Consider the following 16,943-nt stretch of genomic DNA (forward strand, 5'->3'; position numbering starts at 1 on the left):
TTCTGAGGTGATTGCCAGTAAGGCCTGACAGAAAACCGCAAAGTAAAAAATAAAAACGGCAACCGTGATTGCCAGCCAACAAGCTAATGTCCTGAAGAAAACCACAACCGGAACCAGCCCGCAATAACAAGAAGTATCGGGCGAAACAGGATTATTGAGAGGCGGGGTACACCATGTCAGCAGAGCAAGAAGACATCATTATCGATCGTGTTGCAGATCTGGATGACGCAGACGATCATCTGTTAGCGGAAGACAAGCCTGAAAAGCCATCAGCAGACGACGCGATGGCAGAAGCGGAAGACGACTTTCCCACCCAGGGAAAGTATTTCACCAGTCAGAAGCAGCTCGATGCCACGCAGCTGTACCTTAATGAAATCGGTTTCTCACCACTGCTCACTCCCGAGGAAGAAGTCTACTTCGCGCGGCTGGCCCGCAAAGGCGAAGAGTCTGGCCGCAAGCGGATGATTGAAAGCAACCTGAGACTGGTTGTTAAAATCGCCCGGCGCTACGTGAATCGCGGTCTCACCCTGCTGGACCTGATTGAAGAGGGTAACCTCGGGCTGATCCGGGCTGTTGAAAAATTCGATCCGGAACGGGGCTTCCGGTTTTCAACCTACGCCACCTGGTGGATTCGCCAGACCATCGAGCGGGCGATCATGAATCAGACCCGCACCATCCGCCTGCCCATCCACGTGGTCAAGGAGCTGAACCTTTATCTTCGGGCAGCCCGGGAGTTGACCCAGAAGCTGGACCACGAGCCCACCGCCGAGGAAATCGCACGCATGGTGGACAAGCCGGTGGCGGATGTGAAGCGCATGCTCGGCCTTAATGAGCGCGTGGCGTCCATGGACACGCCGATTGGTGCCGGCAGCGACAAATCGCTGTTGGACACCGTCGCCGATGAGGGCGCTCTGGACCCGGCGGATCTGCTTCAGGACAACAACATGTGTTCCTGCCTGGAAAAGTGGATTGACCAGCTGAGCGACAAACAGCAGGAAGTGCTTTCCCGCCGTTTTGGGTTGCGCGGTTACCCCATCAGTACCCTGGAAGAGGTGGGCCAGGAAATCGGGTTGACCCGTGAACGAGTGCGCCAGATCCAGGTTGAGGCGTTACGGCGTCTCAGGGAAATTCTGGAAAAAGAAGGTTTGTCTGGTAGCTTGCTGTTTAAATAGCCCCGGAGCCAGGGAAAAGGAAAAGCCAGCCATGGCAACATGGCTGGCTTTTTTGTTAAATGTGGCAGCAATTGAGAACCAGGTGGCGATAGGCCTGTAATTTTCATTGTTAGAATGTCGTCTCCCGGCGGGAATAGGGTGTCGAATCCGGGGACGAATGAAACATTCAATAATAATGATCGAAAGGAAAGGACTATGAAGAAGACGCTTATCACAGGTTTCGCATCTCTGCTGCTGACAGGCGCTTTGGCTGCACCGGCTTATGCCCTGAATGTTGGCGGTGTCGATGTGCCGGACACCTATTCTGCCATGGGGCAGGAGTTGCAGCTTAATGGCGCAGGAACTCGCTCCAAGTGGTTTATGAATCTGTACGTTGGTGGCCTTTATGTACCGGAGAAAGTGGCCGATGCTGAAGCGGTTATTGATGCCGATGAGCCCCAGGCCATTACCCTGCATATCACCTCTGGCATGATCACCAGCGAGCGCATGACGGAAGCCACTATGGAGGGATTCCAAGCGTCCACCGGTGGTGACCTGTCTGGTATTCAAGCTGAGGTAGACCAGTTCATGGCGGTATTCCAGGAAGAGATCAAAGAAGGCGATGTCTTCGATCTGGTCTATGTGCCGGAGCAGGGCGTTCAGGTGCTTAAAAACGGTGAACAGCGCGACACCGTGGGCGACCTGGAGTTCAAGAAAGCCTTGTTTGGTATCTGGCTGTCTGACAAGCCGGCTCAGAAAGACCTGAAAGAGAAGATGCTGGGCAAACGCTGAAGCAACCTGTTTGCCTACAAAAAAAGCCGGCATTTGCCGGCTTTTTTAATGTTGGATTACTGGTAGTCCCGTTTGTGCTTGAATTCGCAAAGATCTTCAATCAGACAGGCCCCACACTTGGGCTTGCGGGCGGTACAGGTGTATCGGCCATGCAGAATCAGCCAATGGTGGGCATCCATCAGAAACTCTTTAGGCACCAGCCTCATCAGTCGTTTCTCAACTTCGACCACATTTTTGCCCGGCGCAATACCGGTGCGGTTGGAAACCCGGAAAATATGGGTATCAACCGCCATTGCAGGCTGTCGGAATGCTGTATTCAAAACCACGTTGGCGGTTTTACGACCAACGCCGGGCAGGGCTTCCAGGGCCTCACGGTTGTCCGGTACCTGACTGTTGTGCTGCTCCATCAGAATCTTGCAGGTTTTGATGACATTCTCGGCTTTACTGTTAAACAGGCCGATGGTTTTTATATAGTCCTTCAGGCCGTCCACGCCCAAGGCGTAGATGGCCTCGGGTGTGTTGGCTACGGGATACAGTTTATCGGTGGCCTTGTTCACCCCTACGTCCGTTGCCTGAGCAGACAGAATCACGGCAATCAGCAGCTCAAACGGCGTACTGTAGTTCAGCTCTGTCGTGGGATTGGGGTTTTCGTCCCGTAGCCGGGTGAAAATCTCAATGCGCTTCTGTTTGTTCATCGTGGCTCAAAATTCATTGTTCAGGAAATGGTGCCGGTTACCCGTACCCGTTTACTGCCTACGCTGGTGCTTGCGGGCTCTGCCGCCTTCCGGCGCTCTTTGATCTGGTGGTCAATGCCGTTCTTGAGTGCAATCAGCAAGCCGAGACCAACGAAAGCCCCCGGCGGCAGTACCATAAACAGCATATCCGGGTAGTGTTCAAAGGGCCGGATCACCCAATCACTCGCCATGGGGCCCAGCAAAAGATGCATGTCTGCGAACAGGGTGCCCTGGCCAACGAGTTCCCGCATTCCACCCAGTACCACCAGCACCGCCAGAAAGCCGAGGCCCATCATCGCGCCGTCCAGCAGGGCCGGTAGCGGCGGGTTCTTGGATGCAAAGGCATCGGCACGGCCCAGAATCGCGCAGTTGGTCACGATCAGCGGAATGAAAATGCCAAGAATCTGGTAAAGCTCGTAGGTGAAGGCCTGCATCAGCAATTCGGCACAGGTTACAAACGATGCAATGATCATCACAAACGCCGGAAGGCGGACGGATTCGTTGACGAAGTTACGGATGATGGAGACCGACAGGTTGGAGCCAATCAGTACCATCAGCGTGGCGATACCGAGGCCAATGGCATTCACCACGGTGCTGGTTACGGCCAGCAGCGGGCATAAGCCGAGCACCTGAACCAGGGCAGGGTTATTGGTCCACAGGCCGTCTCTGATGATTTCAGCGGATGATTTAGTGGCCATGATCAGGAATGCTCCGCAGGAGTGGATTCACCGGCAATGGCTTCCGGAGTCAGGGTTCGGTTTCTGGGCGCGGGTGGTTCGTTCAGCCGCTCCCGGATAATATCCCGGTTCTGGCGGAAGTAGACCAGCGAATGCTGTACGGCTTTGACCACCGCCCGGGGGGTGATGGTGGCACCGGTAAACTGGTCAAACACACCACCGTTCTTTTTTACGTTCCACTGCTCGGCGGGCGGACTGCCCAGCGAGCGACCATCAAAACTGTACACCCAGTCGGATTTCCGGGTTTCAATACGGTCTCCGAGCCCCGGGGTTTCCCGGTGGTTAGTGACCCGCACACCCAGTATGCGGCCGTCCAGATCAATGCCTACCAGCAATCGGATTTCGCCGGAATAACCATCCGGAGCAACGGCTGGCAGGATCATGCCAATTGGCTGGCCATTGCGCCGGGCCACCCAGGCTTTGACCGGTTCACTGCCCGGTTGGCGAGCATTGGCGGGCAGAGTGATGACATCGCGCAGCATATCGTTGTCGTGCTGGTGTTCGGGGATAATCTCAAACAGGGCGCGCGCTTCGGCCCGCTCGGCCTGTTCCTGAATGCGGTCTTTGGTGATGCCCTGGGTCAGGGCAATGGTGCCACCCGTGATGACGGCAAACAGCCCGAGGCCGATGGCACTGCGACGGATAGAGGTCGTAATGGCATTCATCGCTTAACCTCCACTCTTGCTGGGCACGCCACGCTTGGCCTTGTGATGACCGTAGGTTCTGGGCGGGGTGTAGTGGTCGATAAACGGCACCGCGAAATTCATCAGCAGCACACTGAATGCTATTGCATCGGGGTAATTGCCCCAGGTTCGAATCAGATAAACCAGCACGCCAATGCCGGCGCCATAGATCAGCTTGCCCTGATGACTGGTGGCGGCGGATACCGGATCGGTGGCGATAAAGAACGCGCCCAGCATGGTGCCGCCGGCCAGTAAGTGAAGTTGCAACGGTGCATACAGATCGGCATTGCTACCGAATGCCAGACTCATCACAACGATGGCGGCCAGGAAAGCGACGGGTATATGCCAGGTGATGATTCGGAGCCAGATCAGTAACAGGCCGCCAGCCAGAAAGGCCAGGTTGACCCATTCCCAGCCACGGGCAACCAGGTCGCCAAAGGTTGGGTGCTGCAGCACTTCGGCGGCGGTGTGGGTGGCGATCTTGTGTTTGTATTCGTCCAGTGGCGTCGCCATGGTCCAGGCATCGATGGTGGTCTGGCTGGCGGAGAAGATAGTGGCCAGGGTTTCACCAACACCCGGTGCGCCACCCCATAGGGTTGCCGCCTGAGCCCAGTTGGTGGTCATTGCCACCGGGAAGGAAATGAGTGCCAGGGCATAGCCCACCATGGCCGGATTGAATGGGTTCGACCCAAGCCCGCCGTATAGCTGTTTAGCCACGACAATGGCGGAAATCACCGCGATGGCGGAAACCCACCAGGGTGCGAACTGTGGCAGCGACAAGCCGAGCAGCAGACCGGTTACCGCGGCGGTATTGTCTTTCAGGAAAAATGAAACAGGCTTGCTGCGCAATTTCAGGATCGCCGCTTCTGACGCCAGGGCCAGTGCGATACACCAGACCACATTGATCAGGTTGCCCCAGCCGAAGAACAGGGTCTGGGCGATCAGGCCGGGTATGGCTGCCAGAATAACCCAGAGCATAACCCGGGATGTCGGCCGGGCATTTCGGGCATGGGGTGATGACTGTTGAACTAATGCCATAAACGATAAGCCTGCAATGGGTTACTCAGAGGACGCATCCGAGGTGTTGTCGGCCATCTGGCCCCGGGCCTCGGCCAGGGCCTCACGGGCCCGTTCCACCCGGTCGTGATTCTTGGCTACTGCCCGTTCCAGCTTCTCCACGTTGTCGGCCTGCTGGGCCCTGGCTTCCTCCAGCATGCCCTGCATGGTGCTGAGTTTGGTTTCGGCCTGCATCAGCTGCTTTTCCAGTGTTTCAATATCGGGCTGTTCAACGGCGGGCGCAGCTGCCGGCGCCGGTTCCGCTGTCTGGGCGGCCTTGGCTTTCTTGCGCTCAAGGGCCTGTTGCACCAGCGCCGCTTTGGCCGCGCGCTCATCGGTGGCTTCTCCCTGGGCGACCGACTGTTCCGCTTCGGTCTGTTTCTGGGCCTGGGCTTCGGCAGCCGCCTTTGCCCGTTCCTTGCGCCGCAGCTCTTTCTCCTGCTGTTCCCGCTCCAACCGGGCCTGGCGGGCTTCAAAGCGCTCGCGGGCGTGGTCGGATTTCAGCTGCTCCGCACGCTGCTTGCGGATCTCATCCTTGGCGTAGCGATAGTACTGGACGAGGGGAATGGAGCTTGGGCAGACGTAGGAGCAGGCGCCACACTCGATACAATCAAACAGGTTCAGGTGTTCCGCTTTCTCGAATTCAGAGGCCTTCGAGTACCAGAACAGTTGCTGGGGCAGCAGTTCCATCGGGCAGGCCTCGGCACACTGGCTGCAGCGAATACAGGGCTGTTCCGGTGGCGGTGCCGGTAATTCGTCAGCGGTGGCGGCAATGATGCAGTTGGATGTTTTAACCAGCGGTATGGTGTCTGTGGTGAGGGTGTAGCCCATCATGGGCCCGCCAAGCACCAGCCGGTTCAGTTGGCTCTTCTGTAACCCGCCGCTCTCAAGCAGGTAACTGGCCGGCGTCCCGACCAGTATTTCGAAGTTGCCCGGCTCACGAACCGCCTTGCCGGTAACCGTGACAATGCGGGATATCAACGGCTTGCCTTCGAAAACAGCCCGGGACACCGCCATTGCGGTGCCGACGTTCTGGCACATCACGCCGATATCAGCGGGAATGCCGCCACTGGGCACTTCCAGGCCAGTCAGAATCTGGACCAGCTGTTTTTCCCCGCCGGATGGATATTTGGTGGGAATCACCGCAATTTCAATCTGGGTGCCCTGGACCGCTTTCCGCATGGCGGCAATGGCCTCAGGCTTGTTGTCTTCAATACCAACCACGCAACGGGACGGCCGAAGAATCCAGGCCATGACCTTCAGACCATTGACCACTTCTGCCGCGTGTTCGCGCATTGTCATGTCATCGGCGGTGATGTAAGGCTCGCATTCGGCACCATTGAGAATCAGGGTTTCGACTTTACGATCCCGGGGAGGGCGCAGTTTGATGTCGGTAGGGAAGCCCGCGCCGCCCATACCGGCAATACCGGCTTCCCGGATCAGGTCCAGCACCGCCTCCCGATCCAGTTTGTGATAATCGCCGATGGGCTCAAGTTGGCACCACTGGTCTTCGCCATCGGGTTTCAGCACCACGCACCAGTCAGACATGCCAGAAGGGTGCGGAACCGGTCGCAGTTCAATGGCTTCGATAACGCCAGATGTAGACGCATGCACCGGCACGCCCATGCCCGTAGTGACATCCGCAATCTTTTGGCCCTTGAGTACACGCTCGCCAACCTCAACAATGACTTCAGCCGGCTCACCGATGTGCTGTTGTAGCGGCAGTACCAGCCGCTCGGGTATGCCGGCCCTGCGAATGGGGCGGCCGGTAGACTGATGTTTGTTTTCAGACGGATGAACGCCGCCGGAAAAATCCCATAGTTGCGTCATCAGGCTAGGGCTCCCTGGCGATCAGTAGCAATAAGGGTTGGTTCCGGAGGAGACCAGGTCCAGCTTCGGATGTCCGGTTCAATGGTGACCATGTCAATACAGTCTACCGGGCAGGGCTCCACGCACAGGTCACAGCCGGTACATTCGCTCTCAATAACCGTGTGCATGTGTTTTGCGGAACCTAGGATGGCATCCACCGGGCAAGCCTGAATGCATTTGGTGCAGCCAATGCATTCATCTTCTCGAATAACCGCGACCCGCTTGGCCTGAGCCACACCATGTTCGGCGTCCAGCGGTTGGGGTTCCACATCCAGCAGATCGGCCAGGGCCTTGATGGTGGTTTCGCCACCGGGTGGGCACTTGTTGATCGCGTCGCCGTTGGCAATGGCTTCGGCGTAGGGGCGGCAGCCGGGAAAACCGCATTGGCCGCATTGAGTTTGAGGCAGCAGGGCATCTATCTGTTCAACCAGTGGGTTGCCCTCGACCTTAAAGCGCTCGGAAGCAAAGCCCAGTAACCCGCCGAACACCAGGGCCAGGGCAAGCAACACCACAACGGCAATCAGGAAACTTGTCCACATAAATCAACCGCTCCGTCAGACCGCAACCAGGCCAGTGAAACCCAGGAATGCCAGTGCCATCAAGCCTGCGGTGATCAAGCCGATAGACGCGCCCCGGAAGGCTACTGGTACATCAGACACGGCAATCCTCTCCCGCATGGCTGCAAACAGTACCAGCACCAGCGAGAAGCCCGCGGCAGCACCGAAGCCGTACAAAACGGATTCAACAAAGTTGTTGTTCTTGTTGATGTTCAACAAGGCAACACCCAGTACCGCGCAGTTGGTGGTGATCAGCGGAAGGAAAATGCCCAGCACACGGTAAAGCAGGGGGCTGGTCTTGCGAACCACCATTTCGGTGAACTGAACCACCACGGCAATCACCAGAATAAAGGTGATCGTTCTCAGGAACGCCAGATCAAGGGGTTCCAGCAAATAGGTATAAGCCAGGTAACTGCACACCGATGCCAGTGTCAGCACAAACGTGGTGGCCAGGGACATACCCATGGCGGTCTCCAGCTTGCCGGAAACCCCCATGAACGGACACAGCCCCAGGAACTGCACCAGAACAAAGTTGTTTACCAGGATGGTACTGACCAGTATCAGCAAATACTCTGTCATCGGAGTGTCTCTGCCTGTTGCTGCTTACATGACCCGCATGCCGGGAGTGGCACCGGAATCGGGCGACAGAATGAAAATCTCTTTGCCACCGGGGCCTGCTGCCAGGACCATCCCTTCTGACATGCCAAACTTCATCTTCCGGGGTTTCAGGTTGGCCACCATCACGGTCATACGGCCTTCCAGGTCTTCCGGTTTGTAAGCGGATTTGATACCAGCAAACACATTGCGCTCGCCATGCCCCACATCAAGAGTCAGGCGAAGAAGCTTGTCGGCGCCTTCAACATGTTCGGCTTTGACAATTTTCGCCACGCGAAGATCCACTTTAGCGAAATCCGGGAACTCGATTTCATCGGCAACCGGCTCCAACTCCCGCGGAGCGTCTTTTTTTGCATGACCCTGGGCCGCTGGCAGCTCGTCTTTCGAGGCATCCAGCATTTTCTCGATCTGCACCATGTCGACCCGGTTCATCAGGGGCTTGAACTTGTCGATACCATGATCTTCCAGAAGTTCATGGCGGCGATTCCAGTTCAGCCGGTCATTCAGGAACGATTCGGAGGCCTGGGCCATCTTGGGCAGTACTGGTGCCAGATACGTGATCAGCAGGCGGAACATGTTGATGGCGTTGGTACAGATGGCCTGCAGCTTGTCGTCCTGCCCTTCCTGCTTGGCGATCACCCACGGCTGCTCGTCGTTCACGTACTGGTTGGCAATGTCGGCCAACTCCATAATCCGGCGCATGGCGCGGCCGAATTCGCGAGTTTCGTAGAACTCGGCAATCTGCTCGCCGGCGTCAATAAATTCTTTCAGTTTGTCCTGTTCGGTGACCCTGCCCAGCTTGCCGTCAAAGCGCTTGGTGATGAACCCGGCGCTGCGGCTGGCGATGTTCACCACCTTGCCCACCAGGTCTGAGTTCACCCGGGCAGCGAAGTCTTCCAGGTTCAAGTCCATGTCATCCACACCACCGGTCAGCTTGGCGGCGAAGTAGTAGCGCAGGTATTCCGGGTCCAGATGGTCCAGGTAGGTGCGCGCCATGATGAAGGTGCCACGGGATTTGGACATCTTCTTGCCGTTGACCGTGACAAAACCATGGGCCCAGACCGCCGTTGGCGTGCGGAAACCGGCATCGTGCAACATGGATGGCCAGAAAAGGGCGTGGAAGTTGATGATGTCCTTGCCAATGAAGTGGTACACCTCAGCAGAGGAATCCTTCTTCCAGAAATGCTCGAAATCGATACCTTCGCGGTTACACAGGTTCTTGAAGCTGGCGAGGTAACCGATGGGGGCGTCCAGCCAGACATAGAAGTACTTACCGGGCGCATCCGGAATCTCGAACCCGAAATAGGGCGCATCCCGGCTGATATCCCACTCCTGCAGGCCCGCATCCAGCCACTCGGCCAGCTTGTTGGCCACCTGCGGCTGCAGGGCTCCACTGCGGGTCCACTTGCTCAGGAAATCGTGGAACTCCGGCAGCTTGAAGAAATAGTGCTCAGACTCCTTCTCAACCGGCGTAGCGCCCGACACCGCAGAACGGGGATTAATCAGCTCGGCAGGCGTGTAGGTGGCTCCACAGGCTTCGCAGTTATCGCCGTACTGATCTTCCGCCTTACACTTGGGGCAAGTGCCTTTGATGAACCGGTCCGCCAGGAACATCTCTTTTTCGGGATCAAAGAACTGGGTGATCTTGCGCGTGGCAATATGATCATTGTCTTTGAGCTGGCGGTAGATGTACTCGGAGAAATACTGGTTCTCTTCCGAGTGCGTGGAATGGTAATTATCGAAACGGATATGGAAACCAGAGAAGTCTTCCTGATGCTCCTGGCGAATCCGGTCAATCAGTTGCTCCGGGGTAATCCCCTCACGCTCGGCCCGCAACATGATGGCAGTGCCATGGGCATCGTCGGCGCAAACGTAGTAGCAGTTGTGGCCACGCATATTCTGATAGCGCACCCAGATGTCGGTCTGAATGTATTCCAGCAGGTGCCCCAGATGAATGGGCCCATTGGCGTAGGGCAGGGCGCTGGTAACCAGGATATCGCGCTGTTGCTTGCTAGCTTGCGTCATGGTGATGTCCGAACCTTATGTTGAGTCGGGTTGGAAAGACAAAAACGGGGTTCCGGTGACAATCGCAATTGATTGTTCCGGGTAAAGACCCCATATGGTCAGAAACGGGCACAGATGATACCTTCCAAGCCATCATTTTTCACCTGCATTCAAGCTTATGAGCTTATTCCGGAGACCCCGATGACCCAGATTTCCCAACAGGCCCTAGAAACCGCCGTCAAAGAATACCGAGACCCCTATCTCAACAAGGACCTGTACGCACTGGGTGCCGTGAAAAACCTGACCGCTGACGACAACGGCAAGGTCACCCTCATGGTGGAATTGCCGTACCCCTCCAAGGGCATCGCCGGCGGCCTGAAACAGATCGTCGCCAATGCCCTGGAATTTGTGGATGGCGTGGAAAGCGCTGAAGTTCACGTGGCCCAGAAGATCCACAGTTACAAAACCAACAAAGACCTCCCGGCCGTGCCGGGCGTGAAAAACATCATCGCCGTGGCCTCCGGCAAAGGCGGCGTGGGCAAATCCACCACTGCCGTCAACCTCGCCCTGGCCCTGCAGGCCGAGGGCGCCCGGGTTGGCATCCTCGACGCCGACATCTACGGCCCCAGCATCGGCATGATGCTCGGCGTACCCGAAGGCAAACGCCCGGACGTGCGAGAAAACAAATACTTCGTCCCCATGCAGGCCCACGGCCTGCAAGCCAACTCCATGGCCTTCGTCACCACCGACAAAACCCCCATGGTCTGGCGCGGCCCCATGGTCAGCGGCGCTGTGATGCAGCTGCTCCAGCAAACCCTGTGGGATGAACTCGACTACCTTATCATCGACATGCCCCCCGGCACCGGCGACATCCAGCTCACCCTGGCCCAGAAAGTCCCGGTCACCGGCGCCGTCATCGTCACCACCCCCCAGGACATCGCCCTGCTGGACGGAAAAAAAGGCATCGAAATGTTCCGCAAAGTCGACATCCCGGTACTGGGCGTGGTCGAAAATATGAGCGTGCACATCTGCTCCAACTGCGGCCACGAAGAACCCCTCTTCGGCCACGGCGGCGGCGAACGCATCGCAGAAGAATACGAAACCACCCTCCTGGGCCAGCTACCCCTGCACATGACCATCCGCGAACAAACCGACAGCGGCGCCCCGACCGTCGCGGCTGAACCGGATTCCGAAGTGGCCCGGCGGTACCTCGATATCGCCAGAAGGGTAGGGGCGGAGCTGTCTACCCGGGAGCGGAACCTTGGTGGGACTATCTCCAGTGTTTCTGTAACGGAACACTGAGCCGCCTGTTCAGTTAGTCTTGCCCTAAGCCTGTCTGATTAATCAGGCCTGTCGTAAGGCGATTCCTGAGCAGTCTGCGTAGAGGAAGTGAGGGGCGCTTTCCAAAAATCTCGGAGGCCATGGATGGCCGGAGCGAAGCGCACATGGATGTGCTCGTAGCGTTTTTTGGAAAGCGCCCCTCACTTCCTCTGACTCCAAGCTCACAGGCTACAGCGAGCACGAACGCCGAGGCTTCGACAGTCACTGAAGTACAAGGTAAACTACGCCCCAATTTTTCCCAGCTGGAAACGAGAATTCACCATGAGCATCAAATCCGACAAGTGGATCCGCCGGATGTCCGAACAACACGGCATGATCGAACCCTTCGAAGCCGGCCAAGTTCGGGAAAGCGAAAAGGGCCGCGTCATCTCCTACGGCACCTCAAGCTACGGCTACGACGTACGCTGCAGCAACGAATTCAAAATCTTCACCAACGTCCACAGCGCCACCGTAGACCCAAAGAACTTCGATGAAAACAGCTTCGTCAACTACACCGGCGACGTCTGCATCATCCCGCCGAACAGCTTCGCCCTGGCGCGCACCGTGGAATACTTCCGCATCCCCAGAAGCGTACTCACCATCTGCCTGGGCAAAAGCACCTACGCCCGCTGCGGCATCATCGTCAACGTTACCCCGCTGGAACCAGAGTGGGAAGGCCAGGTAACCCTGGAGTTCTCCAACACCACCAACCTGCCAGCGAAAATCTACGCCAACGAAGGCGTCGCCCAGATGCTGTTCTTCGAATCCGACGAAATCTGCGAAACCAGCTACAAAGACCGGGGCGGCAAGTACCTTGGCCAGACCGGCGTGACCCTGCCCAGGACATGAACGCCAACCAGTTTCTTAAAGCCGTCTCACAACTGCAGGGCTGGCGCGAATGCGCCTTCCTGCTGGCTCTGGCCGAACGGGCCTTCCCCAACTACGCCCTGTTCGCTGACGCCGTTGGCATGAAAAGCGGTGGCAAAATGCGCCAGCTGCTTGACCTGGCCTGGGATACACTCCAGCAGGAGGCAACCGAAGCGGCCATCCCCCAGTTGCTCACCAAGCTCGAGAGCCTGAGCCCCAACGTTGACGACTATGACGCTTACGGTGTTTACCCGGCCTTCGACTTTTGCCAGTTGCTGGAACAGGCACTGCTCAACCGCCTGAACCCCAACAAACATCGTGCAACCGACGCATCCCAGCTGGCCACCAGGACCATTATGGACTTCGTTGAAATGTCCGAGGGTGAAGAACTGGATGAAGACCAGTTGGTGCGCCTGTTTGAACAGCATCCGCTGCTCAAGGAAGATAAAATCTTCCAACGCGACACCGTGCTGGCCCTCAAGCGCCAGCGCACGCCACTGGAAGACTTTATCGCCGAACTCAAGGCGGATGCCGCCAACGACGGCGTCAGCAATCTCGGTATTTCCCTCGATAGCTGAGCCGCTCCGGCTCACGCTACACTTATCAGCTACCTATTGAATTGCCTGTAGAACGGATCAGCGCCATGAAACTCTCTGCTTTTGGTCGTAAGTTCACCGCCGACGCCGGTATCACCTCCCTGATGGATGACCTGGGTAACGCCATGGCCTCCGGTGAGGGGATGATCATGATGGGAGGCGGTAATCCCGGGCATATTCCCGAGATTCAGGAGCGGGTGCAGGAAATTCTGGCGGGTATCGCGGCAGATGAGGGGCAGATGCGCCGGCTGGTCGGGATTTATGATCCCCCCCAGGGTGAGAAGCAGTTTATCGCCTCGCTGGCGGAATTGCTGAACAAGAAATACAACTGGGGGCTGAAGCCCGAGAACATCGCCCTGACCAATGGCAGCCAGGCGGCGTTCTTCATGCTGTTCAACATGTTTGGCGGCGACTATGGCGATGGCCACCGTAAACACATCCTGCTGCCCCTGGCGCCGGAATACATTGGCTATGCCGATGCTGGTATCGAGCCCGGTCTGTTTCAGGCGGTCAGGCCCGACATTTCCTTCACCGACGCCCATGAGTTCAAGTATCGGGTGGATTTTGATGCGGTGGAAGTGACCGGTGAAACCGGCGCCATCTGCGTATCCCGCCCCACCAACCCGACCGGCAATGTGATTACTGATGAAGAGCTGGCAAGGCTCGAAGGCCTGGCCCGGCAGCACGATATTCCGTTGATTGTCGACGGCGCCTACGGCACACCCTTCCCGAGCCTACTGTTTGTGGACGCCCAGCCCACCTGGAACGAGCAGATTATTCTGTGCCTGAGTTTGTCCAAGCTGGGTCTGCCGGCGGCTCGCACGGGTATCGTGATTGCGGCGGAGCCGATTATCAAGGCGTTGTCTGGCATTAACGCCATCATGAACCTGGCGACCGGAAGTTTTGGTGCCATGCTGGCCGAGCCTTTGGTGCGCTCTGGTGAGATCCTGTCACTGAGCCGTGATGTGGTTTGTCCGTTCTATAAAGCCAAGATGAAAAGAGCTGTGGAGGCGTTTCGTGACGCCATGGGTGAGGACAGTTGCCGCTGGTACATCCACAAACCAGAAGGCGCCATGTTCCTGTGGCTGTGGTTTCCTGATCTGCCGATTTCCAGCCTGGAGCTGTATCAGCGGCTTAAGCAGAGAGGGGTGTTGGTGGTGTCTGGCCACTATTTCTTCCCGGGCTTGCCAGAAGATGACTGGCGCCACCGTCACGAATGCCTGCGCGTAACCTATTCTCAGGACGACGCGCAGGTGGCAGAAGGGCTGAGGATTATCGCGGATGAGGTCAAAGTGGTCTGGGCGGAATCCGGCCGCTAGGGCCGGAGCCGCTCGACGGGTAATCAGTCCCGAATGGTCGCGTCTTTCAGCTTCAGCTCGTATTCGCTGCCATCCGGCTCCACCTGCAGTAATCTGAGCAGCAGGTGGCCCTGGTTTGGATCTATCCACATCAGCGTCTGGCGCTTGGAATCCTCGCCTCGCACCTTTTCCACCTTCAGGGTTTGCGTTGTCTGGCCATTGGTGTTGATGGAGCTGTCGTCGTCAACAACCGCAAAACGATCCTCGTTATAACGGCCTTTATCAATGATGTTGTAGGTCAGATCCCGTTCACCGGCTTTTAGATCCTGGTGCATCTGTAGCTGGAAGCCCAGTGGGTCCAGCGCCCCGTCCTGGAGTTCCAGTTCAAAGGATTTGCCTCGGTATTTCCCTGTTGCAATACCTGTCTGCCAGTCGAAATCTATGGACTGCTCCCGATTCCGAATCATCAGGCCTTTGAGGCTGTAGCGGTAGCGAAGCGGAACCACGCGGTCATCTTCCCAGAGAAGGACCACCGATTCGTCTATATCTGCAATAAACGACCTTACCTCTGTGCGATACAGCCACACATTATTGCCCTGATCGGTCAGGCTGCGTTTGCCAGCGCCACTGAGGCTGATGCCTTTTGACATGGACGCAGAGTAGGTGGCCTCGTGGGGGAAGAGGGCTGGGGTCGTGTCTTGAGTATCGGCGGCGGCAACCGTTATCGAGGCCAAACCGAACCAGAGTCCGGCCAGCCAGGTAACGATGCGCAAGGACGCTCTGAGTGTCTTCATCCGGAGCCTCTTTCACTGTATGTGTTTGCGACAGTGTAGCTTTTCAAAAGCCCGAGGGGGATGACAATCTGTTCAGCTGGCGGGTAAGCGCATGGGTTGTGACAGGGGGGCGCCATCAAAGAGCACGCCGTCACTCGCCAGTTGAATCCGGCCTTCACAGAACCAGCGAACCACGATCGGGTATAGCACGTGCTCCTGTTGCTGAACCCGCTCCGCCAGTGAGTCAGGCGTATCGTTTTCCTGCACGGCTACCTCGGCCTGGGCAATCACCGGCCCGCCGTCCAGTTCTTCCGTCACAAAGTGGATGGACACGCCATGCACTTTGTCGCCAGCTTCCAGTACTCTCTGGTGCGTGTTCAGGCCGGTATAAGCTGGCAGCAGGGACGGGTGAATGTTCAGCATCTTGCCGCGGAAGGCCCGAACAAAGTCTTCGGTCAGAATCCGCATGAAGCCTGCCAGCACAATCAGATCCGGGTTGTGGCGGCGGATCTCGGCCATCAGGGCGCCGTCGAATTCCTCACGGCTGCCATAGTCCTTGTGATTGATCACAAAGGTTTTGATATTCGCCTGGGCTGCCCGTTCCAGGGCAAAGGCACCGGGTTTGTTGCAGCCTACGGCCACAATGTCGCCCGGGAAGTCCCGGTCCCGCGAGGCGTCAATCAACGCCTGCAGGTTGGTGCCGCTGCCGGAGGCCAGTACCAGGATGGTCGGGAGTGGCGCGGGATCAGCCTTCATGCTGTGAGTAGTCCCGGTGCGTAGCGCACTTTCGGCTCATCATCGGCTGAGCTGGCCGCTTCAATGACGCCTACCTGCCATACTTTCTCGCCCATGGCATTCAGGGCATCCATGGCCAGCTCTTTCTGGTCGGCAGGAACGCAGACAATCATGCCGATACCGCAGTTAAAGGTGCGGTACATTTCCTCGCTGGCGACACCGCCGGAGTTTTGCAGCCATTGGAATACCGGTGGTAGTTCCCAGCTCTGGGTGTCGATGGCGGCAACTGTGCCAGCCGGCAGCACTCTGGGGATATTCTCAGGCAGGCCGCCGCCGGTGATGTGAGACAGGGCCCGCACGTCCACTTCACGAATCAGTTGCAGTATGTTCTTCACGTAAATGCGGGTGGGCGCCATCAGAGCGTCAGCCAGGGTGCTGTCGCCCATGGGCTGGCTCAGGTCGGCACCGCTGACTTCAATGATCTTGCGAATCAGTGAGTAGCCGTTGGAATGCGGGCCGGAGGAGCCCAGGGCCAGCATCACATCACCCGGCTGGGTGCGGCTGCCATCGATGACTTCAGTACGCTCTACAATGCCCACACAGAAACCGGCCAGGTCATAGTCTTCGCCTTCGTACATGCCCGGCATTTCGGCGGTTTCGCCACCCACCAGTGCACAGCCGGACAACTCGCAGCCCTTGCCGATGCCGTCCACGACCTGGGCGGCAATATCCACGTTCAGCTTGCCGGTAGCGTAATAATCCAGGAAAAACAGGGGCTCTGCGCCGCCTACGATCAAATCGTTCACGCACATGGCGACCAGATCAATGCCGATGCTGTCGTGCTTTTCGAGTTGCATGGCCAGGCGCAGTTTGGTGCCAACGCCGTCGGTGCCCGAGACCAGTACCGGCTCCCGGTAACCGGCCGGGATGGAGACCATGGCGCCGAAGCCGCCAAGCCCGCCGAGGACTTCGGGGCGGCGGGTACGGGCTGCCGTGTTCTTGATGCGGTTGACCAGATCGTTACCTGCGTCGATATCAACGCCGGCATCGCGATAGGTGAGGGAAGGCTTCTGTTCGCTCATGGAAATGTAACCGTTGGCCTGTGGGTCAGGCGGCGGATTTTAACAGGTGCGCACGGGCGCTCCAACCGGAATTC

At 57.5% G+C, this 16,943-nt stretch carries 17 protein-coding genes; 6 read left to right on the forward strand and 11 right to left on the reverse strand.

Going from position 1 to position 16,943, the window contains the following annotated elements; all coding sequences use genetic code 11:
• Positions 1 to 173: 173 nt before the first annotated feature.
• Positions 174 to 1,172 (forward strand): RNA polymerase sigma factor RpoS, encoded by a 999-nt coding sequence (gene rpoS, locus C7H10_RS02895; RefSeq protein ID WP_106693692.1) that lies wholly within the window; start codon positions 174 to 176, stop codon positions 1,170 to 1,172.
• 195 nt (positions 1,173 to 1,367) lie between these two features.
• Entirely contained in the window at positions 1,368 to 1,943 is a 576-nt protein-coding gene (locus C7H10_RS02900) for a chalcone isomerase family protein (RefSeq protein WP_058090333.1), read from the forward strand.
• A gap of 56 nt (positions 1,944 to 1,999) precedes the next feature.
• Here C7H10_RS02900 and nth read toward each other — a convergent pair whose 3' ends face one another.
• From nth to metG, 8 genes are read right to left on the reverse strand one after another with little or no spacing between them, the layout of a single operon-like run.
• Positions 2,000 to 2,638: an endonuclease III gene (gene nth / locus C7H10_RS02905; protein ID WP_106693693.1), complete on the reverse strand. Its 639-nt coding sequence runs from the start codon at positions 2,636 to 2,638 to the stop codon at positions 2,000 to 2,002.
• Between the two features lie 20 nt (positions 2,639 to 2,658).
• On the reverse strand, positions 2,659 to 3,375 hold the full coding sequence (locus C7H10_RS02910; RefSeq protein WP_106693694.1) for an electron transport complex subunit E: 717 nt from the start codon (positions 3,373 to 3,375) through the stop codon (positions 2,659 to 2,661).
• Between the two features lie 2 nt (positions 3,376 to 3,377).
• Positions 3,378 to 4,079: an electron transport complex subunit RsxG gene (gene rsxG, locus C7H10_RS02915; protein ID WP_106693695.1), complete on the reverse strand. Its 702-nt coding sequence runs from the start codon at positions 4,077 to 4,079 to the stop codon at positions 3,378 to 3,380.
• 3 nt (positions 4,080 to 4,082) lie between these two features.
• Positions 4,083 to 5,135 carry an electron transport complex subunit RsxD gene (rsxD, locus tag C7H10_RS02920; protein WP_106693696.1) on the reverse strand — a complete coding sequence of 351 codons (1,053 nt, stop codon included), beginning with the start codon at positions 5,133 to 5,135 and terminating at the stop codon, positions 4,083 to 4,085.
• 21 nt (positions 5,136 to 5,156) lie between these two features.
• Positions 5,157 to 6,983 (reverse strand): electron transport complex subunit RsxC, encoded by a 1,827-nt coding sequence (rsxC, locus tag C7H10_RS02925; RefSeq protein WP_106693697.1) that lies wholly within the window; start codon positions 6,981 to 6,983, stop codon positions 5,157 to 5,159.
• Positions 6,983 to 7,561: an electron transport complex subunit RsxB gene (gene rsxB, locus C7H10_RS02930; RefSeq protein WP_106693698.1), complete on the reverse strand. Its 579-nt coding sequence runs from the start codon at positions 7,559 to 7,561 to the stop codon at positions 6,983 to 6,985. The genes rsxC and rsxB overlap by 1 nt, the downstream gene beginning before the upstream one ends.
• A gap of 15 nt (positions 7,562 to 7,576) precedes the next feature.
• A complete protein-coding gene (rsxA, locus tag C7H10_RS02935) occupies positions 7,577 to 8,158 on the reverse strand; it encodes an electron transport complex subunit RsxA (RefSeq protein WP_058090326.1) in 582 nt (193 codons plus the stop codon).
• 24 nt (positions 8,159 to 8,182) lie between these two features.
• On the reverse strand, positions 8,183 to 10,219 hold the full coding sequence (metG, locus tag C7H10_RS02940) for a methionine--tRNA ligase (RefSeq protein ID WP_106693699.1): 2,037 nt from the start codon (positions 10,217 to 10,219) through the stop codon (positions 8,183 to 8,185).
• A 180-nt stretch (positions 10,220 to 10,399) separates the two neighbouring features.
• On the opposite strand from metG, the gene apbC reads away from it, so the two are divergent.
• The 4 genes from apbC to C7H10_RS02960 all read left to right on the forward strand — a co-directional run bounded on the left by apbC (position 10,400) and on the right by C7H10_RS02960 (position 14,300).
• The gene (gene apbC, locus C7H10_RS02945) at positions 10,400 to 11,500 is read left to right on the forward strand and encodes an iron-sulfur cluster carrier protein ApbC (protein ID WP_058090324.1); all 1,101 of its coding nucleotides are present in this window, start codon (positions 10,400 to 10,402) and stop codon (positions 11,498 to 11,500) included.
• A 300-nt stretch (positions 11,501 to 11,800) separates the two neighbouring features.
• Positions 11,801 to 12,367 carry a dCTP deaminase gene (gene dcd / locus C7H10_RS02950; protein WP_011784457.1) on the forward strand — a complete coding sequence of 189 codons (567 nt, stop codon included), beginning with the start codon at positions 11,801 to 11,803 and terminating at the stop codon, positions 12,365 to 12,367.
• Positions 12,364 to 12,963 (forward strand): YjaG family protein, encoded by a 600-nt coding sequence (locus C7H10_RS02955; RefSeq protein ID WP_106693700.1) that lies wholly within the window; start codon positions 12,364 to 12,366, stop codon positions 12,961 to 12,963. The genes dcd and C7H10_RS02955 overlap by 4 nt, the downstream gene beginning before the upstream one ends.
• Before the next feature lie 65 nt (positions 12,964 to 13,028).
• Entirely contained in the window at positions 13,029 to 14,300 is a 1,272-nt protein-coding gene (locus C7H10_RS02960) for a valine--pyruvate transaminase (protein WP_106693701.1), read from the forward strand.
• 23 nt (positions 14,301 to 14,323) lie between these two features.
• On the opposite strand, the gene C7H10_RS02965 is transcribed toward C7H10_RS02960, so the two are convergent.
• The 3 genes from C7H10_RS02965 to purM all read right to left on the reverse strand — a co-directional run bounded on the left by C7H10_RS02965 (position 14,324) and on the right by purM (position 16,869).
• Positions 14,324 to 15,073 carry a DUF3108 domain-containing protein gene (locus tag C7H10_RS02965; protein ID WP_106693702.1) on the reverse strand — a complete coding sequence of 250 codons (750 nt, stop codon included), beginning with the start codon at positions 15,071 to 15,073 and terminating at the stop codon, positions 14,324 to 14,326.
• Positions 15,074 to 15,145: 72 nt separating this feature from the next.
• A complete protein-coding gene (purN, locus tag C7H10_RS02970; protein WP_061332682.1) occupies positions 15,146 to 15,808 on the reverse strand; it encodes a phosphoribosylglycinamide formyltransferase in 663 nt (220 codons plus the stop codon).
• Positions 15,805 to 16,869, reverse strand: a complete 1,065-nt coding sequence (gene purM, locus C7H10_RS02975) for a phosphoribosylformylglycinamidine cyclo-ligase (RefSeq protein WP_106693703.1) — start codon at positions 16,867 to 16,869, stop codon at positions 15,805 to 15,807. The genes purN and purM overlap by 4 nt, the downstream gene beginning before the upstream one ends.
• Between the last annotated feature and the right edge of the window lie 74 nt (positions 16,870 to 16,943).

The sequence above is a fragment of the Marinobacter shengliensis genome (assembly GCF_003007715.1).
GTDB lineage: Bacteria > Pseudomonadota > Gammaproteobacteria > Pseudomonadales > Oleiphilaceae > Marinobacter > Marinobacter shengliensis.

Excerpts from the sequence above, each read along its gene's own strand:
- rpoS (WP_106693692.1), top strand. The coding sequence starts at position 174 with ATGTCAGCAGAGCAAGAAGACATCATTATCGATCGTGTTGCAGATCTG.
- C7H10_RS02900 (WP_058090333.1), top strand. The coding sequence starts at position 1,368 with ATGAAGAAGACGCTTATCACAGGTTTCGCATCTCTGCTGCTGACAGGC.
- nth (WP_106693693.1), bottom strand. The coding sequence starts at position 2,638 with ATGAACAAACAGAAGCGCATTGAGATTTTCACCCGGCTACGGGACGAA.
- C7H10_RS02910 (WP_106693694.1), bottom strand. The coding sequence starts at position 3,375 with ATGGCCACTAAATCATCCGCTGAAATCATCAGAGACGGCCTGTGGACC.
- rsxG (WP_106693695.1), bottom strand. The coding sequence starts at position 4,079 with ATGAATGCCATTACGACCTCTATCCGTCGCAGTGCCATCGGCCTCGGG.
- rsxD (WP_106693696.1), bottom strand. The coding sequence starts at position 5,135 with ATGGCATTAGTTCAACAGTCATCACCCCATGCCCGAAATGCCCGGCCG.
- rsxC (WP_106693697.1), bottom strand. The coding sequence starts at position 6,983 with ATGACGCAACTATGGGATTTTTCCGGCGGCGTTCATCCGTCTGAAAAC.
- rsxB (WP_106693698.1), bottom strand. The coding sequence starts at position 7,561 with ATGTGGACAAGTTTCCTGATTGCCGTTGTGGTGTTGCTTGCCCTGGCC.
- rsxA (WP_058090326.1), bottom strand. The coding sequence starts at position 8,158 with ATGACAGAGTATTTGCTGATACTGGTCAGTACCATCCTGGTAAACAAC.
- metG (WP_106693699.1), bottom strand. The coding sequence starts at position 10,219 with ATGACGCAAGCTAGCAAGCAACAGCGCGATATCCTGGTTACCAGCGCC.
- apbC (WP_058090324.1), top strand. The coding sequence starts at position 10,400 with ATGACCCAGATTTCCCAACAGGCCCTAGAAACCGCCGTCAAAGAATAC.
- dcd (WP_011784457.1), top strand. The coding sequence starts at position 11,801 with ATGAGCATCAAATCCGACAAGTGGATCCGCCGGATGTCCGAACAACAC.
- C7H10_RS02955 (WP_106693700.1), top strand. The coding sequence starts at position 12,364 with ATGAACGCCAACCAGTTTCTTAAAGCCGTCTCACAACTGCAGGGCTGG.
- C7H10_RS02960 (WP_106693701.1), top strand. The coding sequence starts at position 13,029 with ATGAAACTCTCTGCTTTTGGTCGTAAGTTCACCGCCGACGCCGGTATC.
- C7H10_RS02965 (WP_106693702.1), bottom strand. The coding sequence starts at position 15,073 with ATGAAGACACTCAGAGCGTCCTTGCGCATCGTTACCTGGCTGGCCGGA.
- purN (WP_061332682.1), bottom strand. The coding sequence starts at position 15,808 with ATGAAGGCTGATCCCGCGCCACTCCCGACCATCCTGGTACTGGCCTCC.
- purM (WP_106693703.1), bottom strand. The coding sequence starts at position 16,869 with ATGAGCGAACAGAAGCCTTCCCTCACCTATCGCGATGCCGGCGTTGAT.